A 16,778-nucleotide genomic window follows, 5' to 3' on the forward strand; every position below is an offset into this window, starting at 1 on the left:
TACCCACGTCAGGCAAGCAGACTCTGAACGCTGTCGGGTCCGTCGCTCGTTATTTGGAAATCCTCTCCAATTCGAGCCCTTTCGTGCGCGGACCCATCAAGCCGATTGCCAGCATCACGATCAGCATCGCGCCCGCGATGAACACGAATACGCCGGTCGTGCCGAAGTTGCGCAACACCGCCGCGATCATGAACGCGGTGAAAATCGCGGAAAAACGGCTCCACGAGTAGACGAAGCCCACTGCCCGCGCGCGGATGCTGGTCGGGAAAAGCTCGGTCTGATACGCATGGTAGCTGTACGAAATAATGTTGCCGGCCAGCGTCAGACACACGCCGAGGCTCACCAGCAGCACCGCGCCCGATGCCTGGCTGAACCACAGCCCGCACACGACATTCACGCCGGCCATCACGACGATCACCGTCTTGCGTTCGAAGCGGTCGCCGATAAAGAGCCCGATGATCGGACCGATCGGCGCGGCCAGCGCGATCACGCTCGAATACATCAGGCTCGTCGTGATCGTGATGCCCTGTTTGATCAGCAGCGTCGGCACCCAGTTCGCGAAGCCGTAAAAGCCAACCGTCTGGAAGATATTGAAGATCGTCATCATCAGCGTGCGGCTGCGATACGGCGGCACCCACATGTCGCGGAAACTGCCGCGCGGCGCGACCGGCACCGGCGCGGCGGGCGGAGGCAATTCGCGGCCGTATTCGCGGCGCACTTTGGCTTCGAGCGCGCGCATCACGCGATCGGCGTCGTCCAGCCGTCCCTGCTGCGCGAGCCAACGCGGGCTTTCCGGCAACTCGCGACGAATCCACCAGACGAACAGCGCGCCGTGCGCACCGATCAGCACGACCCAGCGCCAGCCGTCGAGACCGAACAGCGTGCGCGGCACGAGCAGATAGGAAAGAAACGCAACCACCGGCACCGCGGTGAAACCGACCGCCTGCTCGCACGCGAACGCGCGGCCGCGAATCTGCTTGGGCACCAGTTCCGAAATATATGTGCCGATCGTCACCAGTTCGACACCGATGCCGACACCGGCGACGAAGCGCCAGAAATTAAGACCCGTCGCGGTTTCCTGAAAGGCCATCACGACGTTCGCGGCGGTGTACCACAGCAACGAATACGTGAAGACCGCGCGGCGTCCGAAGCGATCGGCGAGAAAGCCGCACGCGATCGTGCCGATAAAGAGGCCGCTGAACAGCGCGGCGATAAAGCTCGCGACGCCGGTCGAGCCGAACAGACCATGCGTGGTCGCGGTCAGGATGCCGCTTTTCACGAGGCCAGGCGCGACGTAGCCGGAGTACAGCAGATCGTAGAGTTCGAAGAAGAAGCCGAGGCTCAGCAGCACGACCAGCTTCCAGATCGAACGGGTCGCGGGCAAGCGGTCAAGACGCGCGGAGATGCCGCCGGCGCTCAGTGCGGCGGCCTCTGTCAGCGTGGCTGAGTGAGTGGGCGCGCCGGTGGCGCGAGCCGCGTTGCCGCCGCTGCGCGCGACGGACGCCGGGTGATCTGGGGGTGCCATTCTTGTTTGTCTCCTGTGTCGAAGCTGTCGATCGGAGCCGGTGCTTCAGCATGTCGATCCGGAGTTGGTGCTTTCGCACCTACTCCGGTCCCACGCAATCGCGCTAACTCCGGTCTCATGCAACGCTGTCCCATGCAAAAAAACATGGTTCGCCGTGGCCGGTTCTCTGCCGGCCTTGCGGCTCATCGCGCGTCGCACGCACTACGAAACTGCCCGGCCGGAATCCGGCCAGCATTCTAGCCGTGCGCGCGCTTCAATTGTTCGAAGGTGGTGATTTTTCCGGCCAGCGCGCTCGCCGCGACCGTGAACGGACTCGCGAGCCACACGTCGCCCGGCCCCGAACGGCCCGGGAAATTGCGGTTGATCGCGCTGATCGTCACATCGTTGTCGTTGGCCGACTGACCCGGTCCGCAGTTCGCGCACGAGCCGCAACCCGGCATCACGAGCGTCACGCCCGCGCGCTCGAACACCGGCAGATAGCCCTGCTGCTCGCAATACTCGCGCACCGCCATCGTGCCGAATTGCAGATACAGCCGCGTACCTTCCGGCACTCGAATACCGCGCTCGACACCCCAGTGCAGCACCTCGTGGTAGAAATCGAAGTCCTCGCGTTTGCCCGCGGTGCACGAGCCGCCGTACGCGATATCGATCGCGACGTCCTCGTCGAGCCGCGGCGCCGGCACGCCGTTGCCGGGGTCGCCCGGACGCGCGAGCATCGGTTCGATCTGGTTCGCGTCGATGCGAATGATGTCGCGATAGCTCGCGCCCGCATCGCTTTTCATCCAGCTTTCAAGCGCGAAATCGATGCCGCGCCGCTCCTTCAGGAATGCGACCGTGCGCTCGTCCGGCTCGACGATGCCGGTAAAGCCGCCGAGTTCGGCGACCATGTTGGTGAGCGTCGCGCGCTCGTCGATCGACATCGCGCGCACCGCCGCGCCGCCGTATTCGAACACGAGGCCGATCGCGCCGCCCGAGCGGATCGCATCCATTTGCAGCAGATGCAGCACCACGTCCTTCGCGGTGACGCCATCGCGCAGACGGCCGTCGATCTCGATACGCAGCGTCTCCGGCACCTTGCAGCGCACGTAACCGGTGACCCAGCTGTTGGCGATCTCGGTCGCGCCCGCGCCGAACGCGAGGCAGCCGAGCGCGCCCGAATGCGGCGTGTGCGAATCGGTCCCGCACGCGACCTGGCCCGGCAACGCATACTGCTCGGCCATCAGCGCGTGACAGATGCCCTCGGAACCGGGCAGCCCATCGAGCGCGCCGTGCGAGCGCACCGGATAGTCGCGCGAGAACGACGTATGTCCTTCCATCAGATTCGCGACGCCCGGCAGCAGACCGTCGCGCACGTGCGGAATACTCTGCGGCGCGAGCACCAGATGATCCTGGAACGCGATGATGTGATCCGGCGCATGCAACGGCGCGGGCTTGCCGAACGCACGGTGCATCAGATGCGCGCACATGCCGGTGAAATAGTCGTGGCTGAAGCGCCAGTCGGCGGCGATAAACACGCCGTCGCCGCGCTCAGCGCTCGCGGTGCCCGGATGCAGATGACGGTCGATGATCTTCTCGACCAGCGTCTTCGGCGCGGTTTTCGCACCGGAATTCGCACTGGGATTCGCACCAGGATTTGCTCCGGCATTCGCCTGCGCCGCGCGCTGCGTGCCCGGCGCGGGCCAGTCCGCGAAACGGCTGTACGCGAGCAGACCGCCGCTGCGGATGATCTGCTGGGTGAGCGCGTCGCGGCCCTTGAGGAATTCGTCGATTGGTACATCTTCGCCGGCCAGCAGGCGATCGAGCACCGCGAAATCGGTCGTGGTCAGAATGCCGATGTTGTCGCAATTTTGCTGATAGATGCGCTCGAAACTTTCCGCGACGATCAGCCGGATGCCCGCCGACAGTTCCGCGAGCGGGCTCGATTCGCGCGACGAGCCCTTGCCGTAGCGCTTGCCCGCCACCGTCACGCGAAAGCCGCCGTCCTTCACCGCATTGCGGCCGATCGGCATGCGCTCGCCGGCCTTGAAGCCGACGTACGGATACTGGCCGAGACGTTCGTCGTAGGTCAGCATCACGGTCACGGGCGTGATCTCGTCCGTCGACACGTTATCGCGCAACGGCCCCGCGCTCTCGCGCGTGAAATTCTGGCCGGCCAGTTGCGCTTCGATCACCGCCGGTTCTTGTGAAAGGTACAGCACGCGGCCGTCCAAACGAATCGTATCGCTCATCGATGCATTCTCCTTGCGCTCACTATACGGCGCGCAACGTCGATGCCGAAGTGCCGGTGCGGCAACGCTGCCGTCTCGTTTCGCGAGGCCTTGGACGAGGTCGGGCGAGGTCAAGCGGTGCGGCCCGCATGACAGCGCCACGCGGAAATGCCGCTCAGGATTGCTTGCCAGGCAGATTGCCGAGAAACGCGACCAGCGCGGCAGCGCTCGCGCTCAACTGCTCGCGTGCGTTGAAGATCATGATCAAATGCCGCTCGGCCCACGCATCGGTGAGCGATAGCAGCCGCACGTCGAGCGTATTCACATAGAGCAGTCCGATCTGCTCGGGCACGACCGCGATGCCGAGTCCCGCATGCACCATCCGGCACAGCGCGTCGAGACTGCTCACGCGAATGCGCACGTCGAGTTGCCGCCCCGCTGCCGCCGCCTGCTGCGTGAGCAGACGCGTCAGCGCGCTTTCGCTGCGCAGGCCCACGAAGCTGTCGTTGAGCAGTTCGTCGAAGCCGGCCCGGGTCGCGTTGGCGAGCCGGTGAGCGCCCGGCACCAGCACCGCGAGCCGGTCCTGGCGGTACGGGATCTGCTCGAATGCCTCGCTGCCCGCGACCGGATTGCAGATGCCGAAGTCCGCGCCGTGTTCGGCGACGAGCCGCAATACGTCCGAGCTGTTTTCTTCTTCGAGTTCGATCGATACATCTGGATATGCGCGGCCGAATGCGGCCACGTCCTCCGGCAGAAACTGCACGATCGACGACAGATTCGCGACCACCCGCACGCGCCCTTTGACACCCGACGAAAAGCGCGACAACTCCGCACTCATCTGCTCGATGTTGCCGAGGATCGCGAGCGCGTAACGCAGCACGGTTTCGCCGACCGGCGTCACGGTAATGCCGCGCGACTGCCGCTGGATCACCGGCAGTCCGATTAGCGCCTCGATCTCCGCGATGCGCCGGCTCACCGCCGACGACGCGATGAACTCGCGCTCGGCCGCCCGCGCGATATTGCGTTCCTGGCAAACGGCGACGAACAGACGTAGCGATGTGAGATCGAGTTTCTTGAGCAGGTTTTCCATCGGAGGGGAAGCGCGCGCGGCGAAAGTCGCTGGAATGATGGAATGAATCGTCTCACGGCGCGCGGCGTTGCGCCATCGCCACTGGCGCTACTGCGCGTCGTGGAAGATGATGCCGACCGTGTGCCGGTGACCGGAACGCAAGCGGCTCACCCCGTGGCGCAGATTCACGCGATACGGGCCGCGCGTGCCCTGCACCGGCCGGCTGTTGACGGTGAAGACGACCGCGTCGCCCTTCGCGAGCGGCACGACTTCGGCGCGCGACTGCATGCGCGGACGCTGCTCGGTCATCACGAACTCGCCGCCGGTGAAGTCGCGGCCCGGCTCCGACAGCAGGATCGCGACCTGCAGCGGAAACACGTGTTCGCCGTACAGGTCCTGATGCAGGCAGTTATAGTCGCCCTCGCCGTATTGCAGCATCAGCGGTGTGGGCCGCAATTGGCCCGCGTCGTGGCAGCGGCGGATGAACTCTTCGTGGTCCGGCGGATAACGCACGTCGATCGCCATCGCGCGGTTCCAGCGGTTCGCGACCGGCACGAGATGTGGATAGAACGCGCCGCGCAATGCGCCGATCAGCGGCGGCAGCGGGTACGCGAAGTACTTGTATTCGCCGCGGCCGAAGCCATGACGCGCCATCACGATGCGGCTGCGGTACAGGTCGTCGCGTGAATAGAGGGCGCTCAGCGCGTCGCATTCGCTCGGCGTCAGCAGTTGCGGCACGGCCGAGCAGCCGTATTGGTCGAGGTCGTGCTCGATTCGACGCCAGTCGAGCGCGTTGACGCGTCGCTCGATCGGTTGGCCGGTGCGTTGGTCGGTTTGCGGTGCGGCGGGGAGCGCGGTGGTTGCTGGGTGGTGTGAGGTCATCGTCGGTTCGAGGGGCGGCCGGGTCCGTCGCCCGTGCTTTCCATTTGTAAACAGACTTTAGTGTACGAGCACGGCGGCGCGGAAACACTCCGGGTCTTGCGCTCCAATTCGCGCGGTCTGCACGGGGCCGCGATTCACGTTACGCTACCGCTATTCGTCGCGCCCGGATCAGCCGGGCGCAACGCATTTCAATTCAGTCAGGAACCGCCATGAAACAGCAGCTCACCATCGATTTCGTCTCGGACATCGCGTGCCCGTGGTGCGCGATCGGCCTCTCGTCGCTACAGCTCGCGCTCGAGCGGCTGCGGGACAGCGTCGATGCGCAGATCGCCGTGCATCCGTTCGAACTGAATCCGCAGATGGGACCCGAGGGCGAGGACATCGTCGAATATCTGGGCAAGAAATACGGCCGCACACCCGAGCAGATCGCCGAAACCCAGGCGATGATCCGCGAACGCGGCGCGAGCGTCGGCTTCGATTTCGGCCCGCGCACACGCACTTACAACACCTTCGATGCGCACCGTCTTCTGCATTGGGCCGGCCTCAAGGGTCCGCAGTTGCCGCTGAAGCTCGCGCTGCTGCGCGCGTATCACTCGGACGGCAAGGACCCGAGCAGCCACGACGTGCTGGTCGAGGCGGCGCAGTCGGTCGGTCTCGACGGCGTCGAAGCGCGCGAGGTGCTAACGAGCGACCTGTATGCCGACGAGGTACGCGAAGCCGAAAAGAACAATCAGGAAATGGGTTTGCAGTCGGTGCCGTCGATCATTTTCAACCGGCGCTTTCTGGTGACGGGCGGACAGCCGGTCGAGCAATTCGTGCAGGCGATCGAACAGATCGTCGCTGAAGGCGCGGAGTAAGCGGCGTTGGGTTTATTGGCGGTTGCCCGTTGCTGCGAAAGCGCAATGGGCGACCGGTGGTCAGTACCTGGCTCACGCATGCGCTCGCCAACGCGTGTGTGTTGTTGCTGCAAAGTCTGTGAGCGGCGGCCGGGTCAGAACAGGATTGGCGCTCGACATGCCGACACACGTCGGCCAAAAAAGTACTCAACTGCCGGAACCCAGCGCCTTGCAGCTCGCCTCGCTGGATACTTGCCTGTGCACCGCAATTCCATACAAACACATTACTGCGCCACACAATAGAGTCGTCGCCGCGATCGTCAGTGATAAATGCATCCCACGCAAAAATGCGTCAGGACGGCTATCGCGCACCAGATATCCGAATACGGCCACCCCTAGCAGTCCGCCGATCTGTCTCGCGCAATTAAGGATTCCCGCCGCGATCCCCGAGCGTGAGCCGGCCACCGACGAGAGCGTCACGTTCGTCATGGTGGGCACTATTACGGCAATGCCGCTTGCGGCGATCACCATCGGGACAACCAGCGTCCAGTAAGAGCCGCTGATACTGACCGGCAATAACAGCAGATAACCGGACGCCGCGATCAACATGCCGGCGATCATGAGCCGCTTCGCACCCAGTCGTCCGAGCAACCGGCTAGCAAGAATATTGACGCCCATTAAAACAACCGTCATCGGCAGGAATGCAAACCCGGTTTGCTGGGCGGACAACAGCTGCTCCTGCTGGAAGAAAAGACTAAAAACAAAGATCAAACCGTAATAGGCAAAGTTGACGATGACGCCAGCCACGGTCGCGGTCGAAAAGGTCGCCGTCCGGAACAGCTGCAACGGCAACATCGGCTCGGCGCTAGACGACTCCAGCCATAGGAACAGCATCGTGAAAGCCGTTGAGACAAGCAGCCCGCCATATACCAGTGGATGATGCCAGCCAAGCTGGGCCGCTTCGGTAAGAGATACGGTCACGCCGATCAACACGAAAACAGCCGTCAGTTGTCCGGGAAAATCAATACCTCGGCCCGGCGTCGTGACCGCCGCTGCCGCATAGCGGATAGCGAGCACCACGCCCGCAACACCGATCGGAAGATTGATCAGAAAAATGCTCCGCCAGCCGACCTGGGTGACGAGCAAGCCGCCCAGCACCGGACCCGCCGCAAGCGCAATGGCCCCTAATGCGCCCCACCAGCCCACCGCGCGATTTCGCTGTTCCGTATCCGGAAACGCCTGGCGCAACATTGCTAGCGAGTTCGGCACCAGCAGTGCCGCGCCGATGCCCTGGATAACGCGTGCGGCCACCAGCCACGACAAGGTGTTAGCCAATCCGCACGCAATCGATGCCAACGTGAAGACGACGAATCCGATAGCGAAAATGCGCTTCGCTCCAAGGCGGTCGCCCAACGTCCCGGTCGTAAGCAGTAGCGATGCGAAGGCCAGCGTGTAGGCGTTGACCACCCATTGAAGGCCCGAGATATCGGTGGCAAAGCGATATCGCAATGCGCCCAGCGCGACGTTGACCGCGCTGACGTCAAGCAGAACGACAACGAATCCCAATCCGGCCGCGGTCAATGTGCCGCGTTGCTCGCGGCTCATGGAAGTACTCATCGGAATCGCCCTAACGATTGAAGTAACTGCCGATGTTAGGCGTATCGTCTTTGTGCGAATATTCCGTATAACCGCAACCCAACCTTGAGAAAACGCACAGATGTTCGATTGGGAAAATGCCCGCCATTTTCTGGCTGTAGCCCGGATCGGCACGCTCTCAGGAGCGGCGCGCAGCTTGAGCGTCGATCACGCGACGGTAAGCCGGCGTTTGAGCGCGTTCGAGGAGGAGATCAACGCCCGGCTGATCGAACGCCTTCCGCGAGCCTGCAAACTCACGCCCGTAGGCCAGCGCGTGTTCGAACTGGCCCAGGGAATGGAAGAAAATGCCTACGCGGTCGAGCGCTTTCTTGACGCTAGCCGTTCTCCATTGAGCGGCAAGGTCGCGCTAAGTGCGCCGCCGGTGATGGTCGCCACTTTTCTGGGAAAGCATCTGGCCGAATTCCGCCGCGCTCATCCCGGCATACAGTTGTCCGTTTCTGGAGAGGCACGCCAGGTGTCCCTCAGCCGGCGCGAAGCCGATATCGTGCTGAGGCTGGTTCGGCCCACAGAAGCAACGAGCGTGGCACGCAAACTCGGCCGCATGCCGTTCGACTTCTATGCGAGCCGCGATTATCCCCAGCTGCACAATCCGTCTGCATGGGAATTCATCACCTACGACTACCGGTTTGCGCAGATACCGCAGCAAAAGTGGTTGATGAGCGCGGTAAAAGGAAGATCTATCGCTTGCGAAATCAACGATATCAACGGACATCTCGCGGCAGCGCTGGCGGGAGCCGGCGTGGCGGGTCTTCCCTGTTTTCTCGGCGATAGCGACGTCAAGCTACAGCGTGTCGACTGCGACAGCGCGCCGTTTTCGCGGGATATCTGGATCGCGGTTCATCGTGACCTGCGCCGTTCGCCTCAGGTCAGAGCGGTAATGGATTTCCTGCTAACTATCGTTACGGAAAATCCGGCGTTTTCGAAAGACCGGTGAAGCCTGCGATATCGAGGCCAATAGAATCCGATGCGCTGCGCGAAGCGCACGTGTGCCAGCTGACTTGTTCCTGCCAACAGGCACGTGCCGGCGGCGTCGACACCACCGCACGTGCTCTATGTCAGCCGCTTACAGATAGCTGCAAACGTAATCCAGCGTTTCGACCACTTCGATATCGAAGCGGCTCTTGCCCGGCACCGAGAACGACTCGCCCGCGCCGTAGGTTTTCCATTCGTCGCTGCCGTCGAGGCGGATGCGGCATTTGCCTGCCTGCACTTCCATCAGTTCCGGCGCGTCGGTGCCGAAGTTGAGCGTGGCCGGCAGGATCACGCCGAGCGTCTTGCGCGTGCCGTCGGCGAACAGCACGGTGTGCGACACGCACTTGCCGTCGAAGTACACATTGGCTCGTTTGACAACGGAAACCTGGTCGAATTGCGTTGCTGCCGTCATGGCGGTCTTCCTCTGGGTCATCGTGAATGGATCGTTGGTGTCCGGGCGACGCGGCTTTGACGCGGGGCCGGTCCGGATGCGAGCCCGCCATCATACAGGCTCTTCGGATGGCTATCGTGGGTCTGCCCGTACTGGCCGCAATTCTTCGATCACAGCTACGACGGCCCATGGGGTAGAGTCTCCGGACCATCGGCAAGCCATGTCGCTAGCCAACCTCCACGGCGAGTACTGCACCGTCGTAACCGCGGATAAGCTTTTGAGCGAAGAAAACTAGCGCCTTTATTTCCTCAAGCAATCTTCGATTGCACGAATAAAACCAAACGTAAGCATTTGATCTACTCGCGGTCGTTTAATCGAGTAAATCCGCAAAAGCATTCCCGCACCTGCCGAGTAAGCCCTTTTAAGCAACCACTAACATTTTCCCGCATGTTTTTCGAATGCATCCGGCATCACTCTAAAAAAAGCCTTTTTAATGCCTGAATTCGTCAATTAACATTCGACCGGGCTGTATTACACTCGACAGTACTTTTTTGCGAACCCGCTTGCGGTGACGAAGCGGTACGACACGGCGTCCGAAACGCCCCGGGGAGTGGACTTTCGGCGAGTGCGTCGTGCAGCCAGTCCGTCGCAGCAGATCCGTACCAGCCGTTCAAGGTCCGGCGCAAGAAAAAGCACATAGTGAACACCCGCCGCACAGGCCAATGCGGTATGCGAGACCGGACTTCCGATACGCGTAGTTGGCAGCGGAAATCCGTGCGGCCGAAAATAATCACTAAACAGGCGCTCCAAGCCATCGACTATGCAAAGTACCTATAACCTGTGGTTGGTCGCGGTCTCCGTGCTGATTGCGACTCTCGCCTCCTACACCGCACTCGATCTCGCCGACCGGATCTCCCTGCTCGCTTATGCGCGAACGCGCCAGCTCTGGCTCGCCGGCGGCGCCTTGGCGATGGGCGTCGGTATCTGGTCGATGCACTTCATCGGCATGCTGTCGTTCTCGCTGAACATTCCAGTCGGCTACGATCTGCGCATCACGCTCTACTCGCTGTTCATTGCAGTCTGGGTATCGTGGTTCGCATTGCAGATCGTCACGCGCAAACGCCTCGGCGTCCTTCGGCTGTTCGCCGGCGGCGTGCTGATGGGGATCGGCATCGCCAGCATGCATTACGTCGGCATGGCCGCGATGTTGATGACGCCCGCGATTCACTACGACCCGGGGCTTCTGGCCGCGTCGATCGTGATCGCGATTGCCGCGTCGACCGCCGCGCTGTGGAGCGCCTACACGCTGCGCATGCGAACCGCGGAGCGCCAGTACGTGACGTACAAACGCATCGCCACCGCACTGATCATGGGTGTTGCGATCAGCGGCATGCACTACACTGGCATGGCTGCGGCGAACTTCCCGGCCGACTCGATTTGCGGCGCGGCCGGCGGCATCCGGCCCGAGCGGCTGGCGGCGGCGGTGATTCCGGCCGCGATCGTGATTCTGGTGGTGACCCTCGCGGTGTTCCATCTCGATGCGCGCGCCAAGTTCCTCGCCGATTCGGCCGCTCGGCTCGACGATCACGTCGAGCGCATGCGCGGGATGACGCGCTGACGGCAGCGCCCGCTCGCAGCGTCCAACAATCGCTACAGGAGGTCAGGTGAGAATATACGGCGCGAGAATCATCGCTGCGATTGCCGCAGCCGCCATCGCAATGGGCGCGGCAGGCTATGCGAATGCGCAACCCAGTGGCGCCCCGCCGGTCGAGACGATCGCGGCGAATCCATCGGTCGCGACATCTTCATTTCGAAACCGCTCCGATGCGGAACTCGTGCGCGAAGTGCGCCGCGCGCTGAACCGCACGCCGAACCTGCCCGCAAGCGGCATTCACGTACAGTCGCACCAGGCCGTCGTGACCTTGACCGGCTGGGTACCGCACCGCTCGCAGGTACAACGCGCGACCAATGCCGCCCGTTCGGTGCGCGGAGTCAGACGCGTGCAAAACCGCTTGAACGTGCGCACCCGCGGCGGCAGCGGACATTAAAAAAGCGCACTGATGCGCTGCCATCCGTCACAACCGCGAACGGCTCGCACAAAGTACTCGGCCCGGTACAGTCGTACCGGGCCGAGTACTTTTATCGATTATTAAATTGCCGGGTCTTCATTACGGCGGCCGCTATTTAACGCGCGACAACCGCCCGGCAGTTCAACGCCACACGCGATAACCGACGACGGGCGCCCGGTATGCATACATCTGCGGCTGCGCCCAATAAACCGGCGGCCGGTAAACCTGATACGCGACCGGCGCAACCGGCTGCATTATCGTTTCGACGACCGGCATTTCATCGTATTGCGCCTGCGGGTAGACCGGCACGTATTGCACCGGCGGCGGCGCATAGTCCTGCCGCACGTACATCGGCTGATTGTCCGCGTAGATCGGTTGCATCTGCGGTTGCATCTGCGGCTGCATTTGCGGCTGCATCTGCGCGTAAGCCGGCGCCTGCTGATATTGCATCGGCATGGCCGGCTGCGCGTATTGCGGCTGCTGGTAAGCCTGCTGATAGCGCTGTTGCGGCGGTTGTTGCACGGGCTGCTGCGGTACCTGGCGCTGCGCGTACTGGCGCGGCTGCGGCGGAATACTCGTGTATTTCGAATTGTCGTCTTCCGGCACGCCGGCCGGCAGCGGCGGCACGTCGACCCGCGCGACGTCGGTCTTCGCGGGTTGCCGCTGACCGTGGTTACGCGAGTCGATCATCGCCTGATAATCGGCCTGATCCTGCTTGCCGCGATTCAGATAGCCATTGCGATACGCGCGCGCCACATCCGACATCTTCGCTTTCGGATCTTCCTTCATGCCGTCGGCGTTGACCTGATATTCGTTTGCACCGAGCGAGCCGGCCGGCACCTCGTCTTCGGACGCATACGCGGCTTCGGGTCCGTCGGCCCATGCCGGATACGCGTGGAGCGTCAGCGCCGAGGCGACTGTCGCCACCCCGATCCCCAAGAACGTTCTTGTTCTCATGATCCACCTCGCGGCCGAATTGAGAGTTGTGAAAGCCGAAAAATTTACTTGCCCCGTGCGGCTAATTCTCGTGCGCGTGCAATGGTTATTTCTAGCACATTCCTCAGACGCGAGCATTATTTTTTCTTTTTAAAAGAGCGGTGTAGCGCACGGCTGACAGTGCCGTGCCTAACCCGCGCCGGGACAAACCCTGAGAGACAGATTTGCCGGTCTTGCGCGATCGGCCCAGCCGGTCCGCAGCCGGCCGAAGACTGATTCGTGTTGCGTAGGAGGACACGCTGCACAAGCGGCGTTTGCAAGCGCCGGGGTCGCCTCGCACCGACCGGCAACTCGGGTTTCCCTATTGCATAACCGCCCATTCTCTGCTCATGCGAAAGCACGACGATTAGCATGAATGGCGGCAAAGTTTGAGAACTTCGAAGCGCCATTACCCACGGCATCCGTATTGCTCATTACCTCTGTCTAACCCTGAACGGAGACAGCCATGAAAAGCACCACCCCGTCATCCGCCGCGGAGCGGGTGCCGCTTACCGCGGCGCCGGCATCGACAGCGGCCAGCGGCGAGCACGACTCGTCGCTGCATCTGCGCGAGATCGCGTCGTTTGCCCACCAGGTGACCGGCGTGGCCGTCGCCCACGACGGCCGGATCTTCGTCAACTTCCCGCGCTGGACCGAAGACGCCCCGATTTCGGTCGGCGTGCTGACGGCGGAAGGCGACGTGCGCCCGTACCCGGACGATCGCTGGAATAGCTGGCGCAACGCCAAACGCGATCAGTTGAGTCCGCACGATCGCTGGGTCTGCGTGCAGGCGATGTTCTGCGACTCGCAAAACAACCTGTGGGTGCTGGACCCCGGCGCTCCAGCCCAGGCGTTCGTCGTGCCCGGCGCGCCGAAACTCGTGCGCATCGATCTGGCGACGGACAGCGTCGCTCAGTGCATCGCGTTTGCGCCCGACATCGCGCGTCAGGGCAGCTATCTGAACGACGTGCGCATCAGCCCCGACGGAACTACCGCGTACATCACGGATTCCGGCACCCAGGGCGCGCTCGTCGTAATCGATCTCGGCAGCGGCCAGATGCGCCGGGTGCTCGACGGCCATCCGTCGACCCAGATGGACGCCAGCGTCACCGTCCACGCGAACGGCGCGCCGTTACGGCGTCCCGATGGACGCGGGGTGGAATTCTCGGCGGACGGCATCGCGCTGACCCGCGACGGCCAATATCTGTTCTGGCAGGCGGTAAAAGGCAAAACGCTGTATCGGGTGCCGACCGATGCGCTGCGCGATCCCGCGCTGTCATGCGACGAAGTGGGCCGGCGAGTCGACAAGGTACTCGAGCACGGCCCCGCCGACGGCCTGCATTTCGACCGTGCCGGCCGTCTGCTGATCAGCGCGGTCGAAGAACACGCGGTGAAGGTGTGGGACGGCGAGTCGCTGGTCACGCTGCTGCACGAGCCCGGCTTGCGCTGGCCGGACACTTTCGCGGAAGGACCGGACGGTTCGATCTACCTGACCGATTCGCGGATCCCGGAGATGAGCTGGTTCAAACCTGGCAATCCCGCCGCGCTGCCTTCGCGCTTGTTGATGATTGCCGGCGGCGAACCGGCGGGTGTCGCCGGCGGCTGAACCGCACCGGTTCCCGCCGGTTCGCGCTGCGCCCGCGGTGGTCCGGGAACGCGCGATGCGGATGCAGGAAAAGCCGCTTGCGGATGCCGCGACGCTAGTCGTGAATGCGGGCGTGAATGCGTGCGTCCATGCGCAAAGCGGCATCGAGGAGTCCAGTCAGTGATCGGCGCATCCCCAATCGCAGCGATCACAAGGTGGCCACCCGCGCTCACAGCGCCCGCACGATCCCACCGTCGACCCGAATGTTCTGCCCGGTGATATAGGCGGCCCCATCCGACAGCAGAAACGCGACCGTCCTGGCAATCTCCTCCGTCCTGCCGAAACGCCCGACCGGAATACGCGCAACGATCTCCGGCGTTTCCGGCCAGCTATCGATAAAGCCCGGCAGCACCGAATTGATCCGGATGTTGTCCTTCGCGTAGCGGTCCGCATACAGCCGTGTAAACGAGCTCAACGCCGCGCGCAGTGCCGACGACACCGGCATCGCCTGCTCGGGCGCATCGGCCGCGAAGCTCGAAATATTCACGACCGCGCCGCCGCCCTGCGCGAGAAACGCTGGCGTCACGCGGCGCAACACGCGCGCGACGTTCAGCACGATCAGGTCGAGCCCGAGGTGCCACTGCTCGTCATCGAGCGCGAGAAGATCGCCCTTCGGCGGATGGCCGGTGTTGTTCACGACCGCGTCGATACGACCGAACTTGTGCAACGTATCCTGCACGAACCGGTCGATATCGGCCGGCTCGGTGACCGAACCGGTGAAGCCGAAACCGCCAAGCTCCGCGGCGAGTTGCACCGCCCCGCCGGACGGCGACATCAGCGCGACGCGGTAACCGTCGGCCGCGAGTTGCCGCGCGATCGCCGCGCCCATACCCTTGCCCGCCGCGGTGACGAGTGCCACTTTTTCTAATGCCATGGTGCGTTCTCCTGCAGGTGACCCGCCGCGCCGGGATGGCGCGTTGCCGGGCAATCACGTTGCAGACTGTATGGCGTTGCGCCGCGCTTGTCGAATCGCCGCCGCAATTGCCGTTCTCCAGACGAAAAAAAGCCGGGCTAGATCGAGCCCGGCTTTTGCCTGGTGTTGCGAAAGAACCTCTGAAATAGCGCTTACCGGATCGACCGGCGGGCATTAAGGCTTGCCGTGCTCAAACAGCGTCCGGCACCTTGCGCGTCTTCAGAAACGCTTCGAGCGTTTCGCCGCGCATGCTCGCATACACCGCGAGATTGGTGATCTTCACGACCCGCGCGAACTTCTCGAGCACGAAGAAACACACGCCATAACGGATCATGCCGATCCAGTCGGTGTTGTCGATCAGCGTACGTTCCTCGGCCGTCAGGCCGGCCGCGTCATACGCGGCGCTGCGGTTTTCGAGCCACAGCGCGCGCGCCGACGCCTCGCGCATCTGCCAGAAAAAGCGGTTCATACGCATCGCCTTCATGCTCTGGCGAATATCGAACGGGTAAGTACCCGTCAGTTCTTCGATGCCAACCAGTTGCGGATTCATCGAGCGACCTCTTCTTCGTAAAGCGTCACGGCCATCGCGGTGCTGGTCGCGAGATAGTAGTTGCGGTGCAGTTCGCGAACCTTGCCGCCGAGCGCGCCGCGCATTGCCAGCCACATGATCGTTTCAACGCTCTCCGCGCCGCCCAGGCGCACGAAGTCCACGTGCTTCATCGCGGCCAGACGTTCCGGATCGTTGACGATCAGGTCGAGGAACTCCATGTCCCATTCGGTGTTGTTAAAGCCGCTGCGCTCGCCGTGCACCTGGTGCGACAAGCCACCTGTGCCGACCACCACGACCTTCAGGTCCTGCTCGAACGATTCGATCGCGCGACGCAGCGCCTGGCCGAGCCGGTAGCAACGGTTCGCGGTAGGCAGCGGATATTGCAGCACGTTCACTTCGAGCGGCACCAGCGACATCGGCCAGCCGCCTTCATGCGGCAGCATCAGCGACAATGGCGAATTGCAGCCGTGATCGAGCGGACGATCCTGGAACACGGTCAGGTCGAATTCGTCGGCGACCAGTTGCTCGACGATGTGAATCGCCAGATCCGGATGGCCGGCGATGTCCGGCAGCGGACGCTTGCCCGCGCCTTCGTCGGCGAATTCGTGATTGGCCGACACGCCGAGCGCGAAGGTCGGATAGCAGTCGAAGAAGAAGCTGTTCGCGTGGTCGTTGTAGAACATCACCATCACGTCGGGCTTGCGCTCGTCGAGCCATTTCGCGACCGGCTCATAGCCCTTGAACAGCGGCGCCCACGCCGGCTCGTTCTGCTTGCCCTTGTCGAACGCCAACCCGATCGTGGGTACGTGGGAGGTGCCGATACCGCCAATGATCCTTGCCATATTTCGCTCTCGTCGTTCACTTCGTGCTGCTTGCCAATCAGATAGGCCGGCGGCTTTGCGGCGCTAGCCGGCGCAACCGTGTTGGATACAAAGATAGGAATTGTGCCTCGATACCGGAAGCCCGGGTAAACCTCACAGAAAGCCCGATTAACCAGTGAAAACCCCACCAACGGGCGTTTCACGGCACCGGCGCCAGAGCCGCGAGCCCGCTGCGCATAGCCTGAGCGGTATCCCAGGCGCGGCCAG

The 16,778-nt window shown here is 63.0% G+C and carries 15 protein-coding genes; 5 read left to right on the plus strand and 10 right to left on the minus strand.

Annotation, left to right across the window (positions count from 1 at the left end; all coding sequences use genetic code 11):
• Nucleotides 1-49 precede the first annotated feature (49 nt).
• The 4 genes from LJ656_RS25760 to LJ656_RS25775 all read right to left on the minus strand — a co-directional run bounded on the left by LJ656_RS25760 (nt 50) and on the right by LJ656_RS25775 (nt 5,683).
• Complete coding sequence (locus tag LJ656_RS25760) at nt 50-1,525, minus strand: MFS transporter (protein WP_230512347.1); 1,476 nt, start codon at nt 1,523-1,525, stop codon at nt 50-52.
• A 236-nt stretch (nt 1,526-1,761) separates the two neighbouring features.
• On the minus strand, nt 1,762-3,753 hold the full coding sequence (locus tag LJ656_RS25765) for an aconitase family protein (RefSeq protein ID WP_230512348.1): 1,992 nt from the start codon (nt 3,751-3,753) through the stop codon (nt 1,762-1,764).
• 154 nt (nt 3,754-3,907) lie between these two features.
• Nucleotides 3,908-4,822 carry a LysR family transcriptional regulator gene (locus tag LJ656_RS25770; protein ID WP_230512349.1) on the minus strand — a complete coding sequence of 305 codons (915 nt, stop codon included), beginning with the start codon at nt 4,820-4,822 and terminating at the stop codon, nt 3,908-3,910.
• A gap of 87 nt (nt 4,823-4,909) precedes the next feature.
• Nucleotides 4,910-5,683 (minus strand): 2OG-Fe(II) oxygenase, encoded by a 774-nt coding sequence (locus LJ656_RS25775; protein ID WP_230512350.1) that lies wholly within the window; start codon nt 5,681-5,683, stop codon nt 4,910-4,912.
• A 209-nt stretch (nt 5,684-5,892) separates the two neighbouring features.
• On the opposite strand from LJ656_RS25775, the gene LJ656_RS25780 reads away from it, so the two are divergent.
• Entirely contained in the window at nt 5,893-6,540 is a 648-nt protein-coding gene (locus tag LJ656_RS25780) for a DsbA family oxidoreductase (RefSeq protein WP_230512351.1), read from the plus strand.
• Between the two features lie 186 nt (nt 6,541-6,726).
• Here LJ656_RS25780 and LJ656_RS25785 read toward each other — a convergent pair whose 3' ends face one another.
• The gene (locus LJ656_RS25785; RefSeq protein WP_230512352.1) at nt 6,727-8,124 is read right to left on the minus strand and encodes an MFS transporter; all 1,398 of its coding nucleotides are present in this window, start codon (nt 8,122-8,124) and stop codon (nt 6,727-6,729) included.
• A 112-nt stretch (nt 8,125-8,236) separates the two neighbouring features.
• Here LJ656_RS25785 and LJ656_RS25790 point away from each other — a divergent pair, with 112 nt between their 5' ends.
• Entirely contained in the window at nt 8,237-9,109 is an 873-nt protein-coding gene (locus tag LJ656_RS25790) for a LysR family transcriptional regulator (protein WP_230512353.1), read from the plus strand.
• A gap of 129 nt (nt 9,110-9,238) precedes the next feature.
• Here LJ656_RS25790 and ppnP read toward each other — a convergent pair whose 3' ends face one another.
• Nucleotides 9,239-9,559, minus strand: a complete 321-nt coding sequence (gene ppnP, locus LJ656_RS25795; RefSeq protein ID WP_230512354.1) for a pyrimidine/purine nucleoside phosphorylase — start codon at nt 9,557-9,559, stop codon at nt 9,239-9,241.
• A gap of 799 nt (nt 9,560-10,358) precedes the next feature.
• Between ppnP and LJ656_RS25800 the strand changes: the two genes are divergently transcribed.
• Both LJ656_RS25800 and LJ656_RS25805 read left to right on the plus strand, forming a co-directional pair.
• Nucleotides 10,359-11,156: an MHYT domain-containing protein gene (locus LJ656_RS25800; RefSeq protein WP_230512355.1), complete on the plus strand. Its 798-nt coding sequence runs from the start codon at nt 10,359-10,361 to the stop codon at nt 11,154-11,156.
• Nucleotides 11,157-11,202: 46 nt separating this feature from the next.
• On the plus strand, nt 11,203-11,586 hold the full coding sequence (locus LJ656_RS25805; protein WP_230512356.1) for a BON domain-containing protein: 384 nt from the start codon (nt 11,203-11,205) through the stop codon (nt 11,584-11,586).
• 162 nt (nt 11,587-11,748) lie between these two features.
• Here LJ656_RS25805 and LJ656_RS25810 read toward each other — a convergent pair whose 3' ends face one another.
• Nucleotides 11,749-12,564: a hypothetical protein gene (locus tag LJ656_RS25810; protein WP_230512357.1), complete on the minus strand. Its 816-nt coding sequence runs from the start codon at nt 12,562-12,564 to the stop codon at nt 11,749-11,751.
• Between the two features lie 484 nt (nt 12,565-13,048).
• Between LJ656_RS25810 and LJ656_RS25815 the strand changes: the two genes are divergently transcribed.
• On the plus strand, nt 13,049-14,188 hold the full coding sequence (locus LJ656_RS25815; protein WP_230512358.1) for a major royal jelly family protein: 1,140 nt from the start codon (nt 13,049-13,051) through the stop codon (nt 14,186-14,188).
• Nucleotides 14,189-14,396: 208 nt separating this feature from the next.
• Here the strand turns inward: LJ656_RS25815 and LJ656_RS25820 are convergent, their stop codons facing one another.
• From LJ656_RS25820 to LJ656_RS25830, 3 genes are all read right to left on the minus strand, one after another.
• Nucleotides 14,397-15,101, minus strand: coding sequence for an SDR family oxidoreductase (locus tag LJ656_RS25820; protein ID WP_230512359.1), 705 nt, complete (start codon nt 15,099-15,101; stop codon nt 14,397-14,399).
• Between the two features lie 229 nt (nt 15,102-15,330).
• On the minus strand, nt 15,331-15,690 hold the full coding sequence (locus tag LJ656_RS25825) for a protocatechuate 3,4-dioxygenase (RefSeq protein WP_230512360.1): 360 nt from the start codon (nt 15,688-15,690) through the stop codon (nt 15,331-15,333).
• Nucleotides 15,687-16,532: a gallate dioxygenase gene (locus LJ656_RS25830; RefSeq protein ID WP_230512361.1), complete on the minus strand. Its 846-nt coding sequence runs from the start codon at nt 16,530-16,532 to the stop codon at nt 15,687-15,689. The genes LJ656_RS25825 and LJ656_RS25830 overlap by 4 nt, the downstream gene beginning before the upstream one ends.
• Between the last annotated feature and the right edge of the window lie 246 nt (nt 16,533-16,778).

The sequence above is a fragment of the Paraburkholderia sejongensis genome (genome assembly GCF_020880815.1).
GTDB lineage: Bacteria > Pseudomonadota > Gammaproteobacteria > Burkholderiales > Burkholderiaceae > Paraburkholderia > Paraburkholderia sejongensis.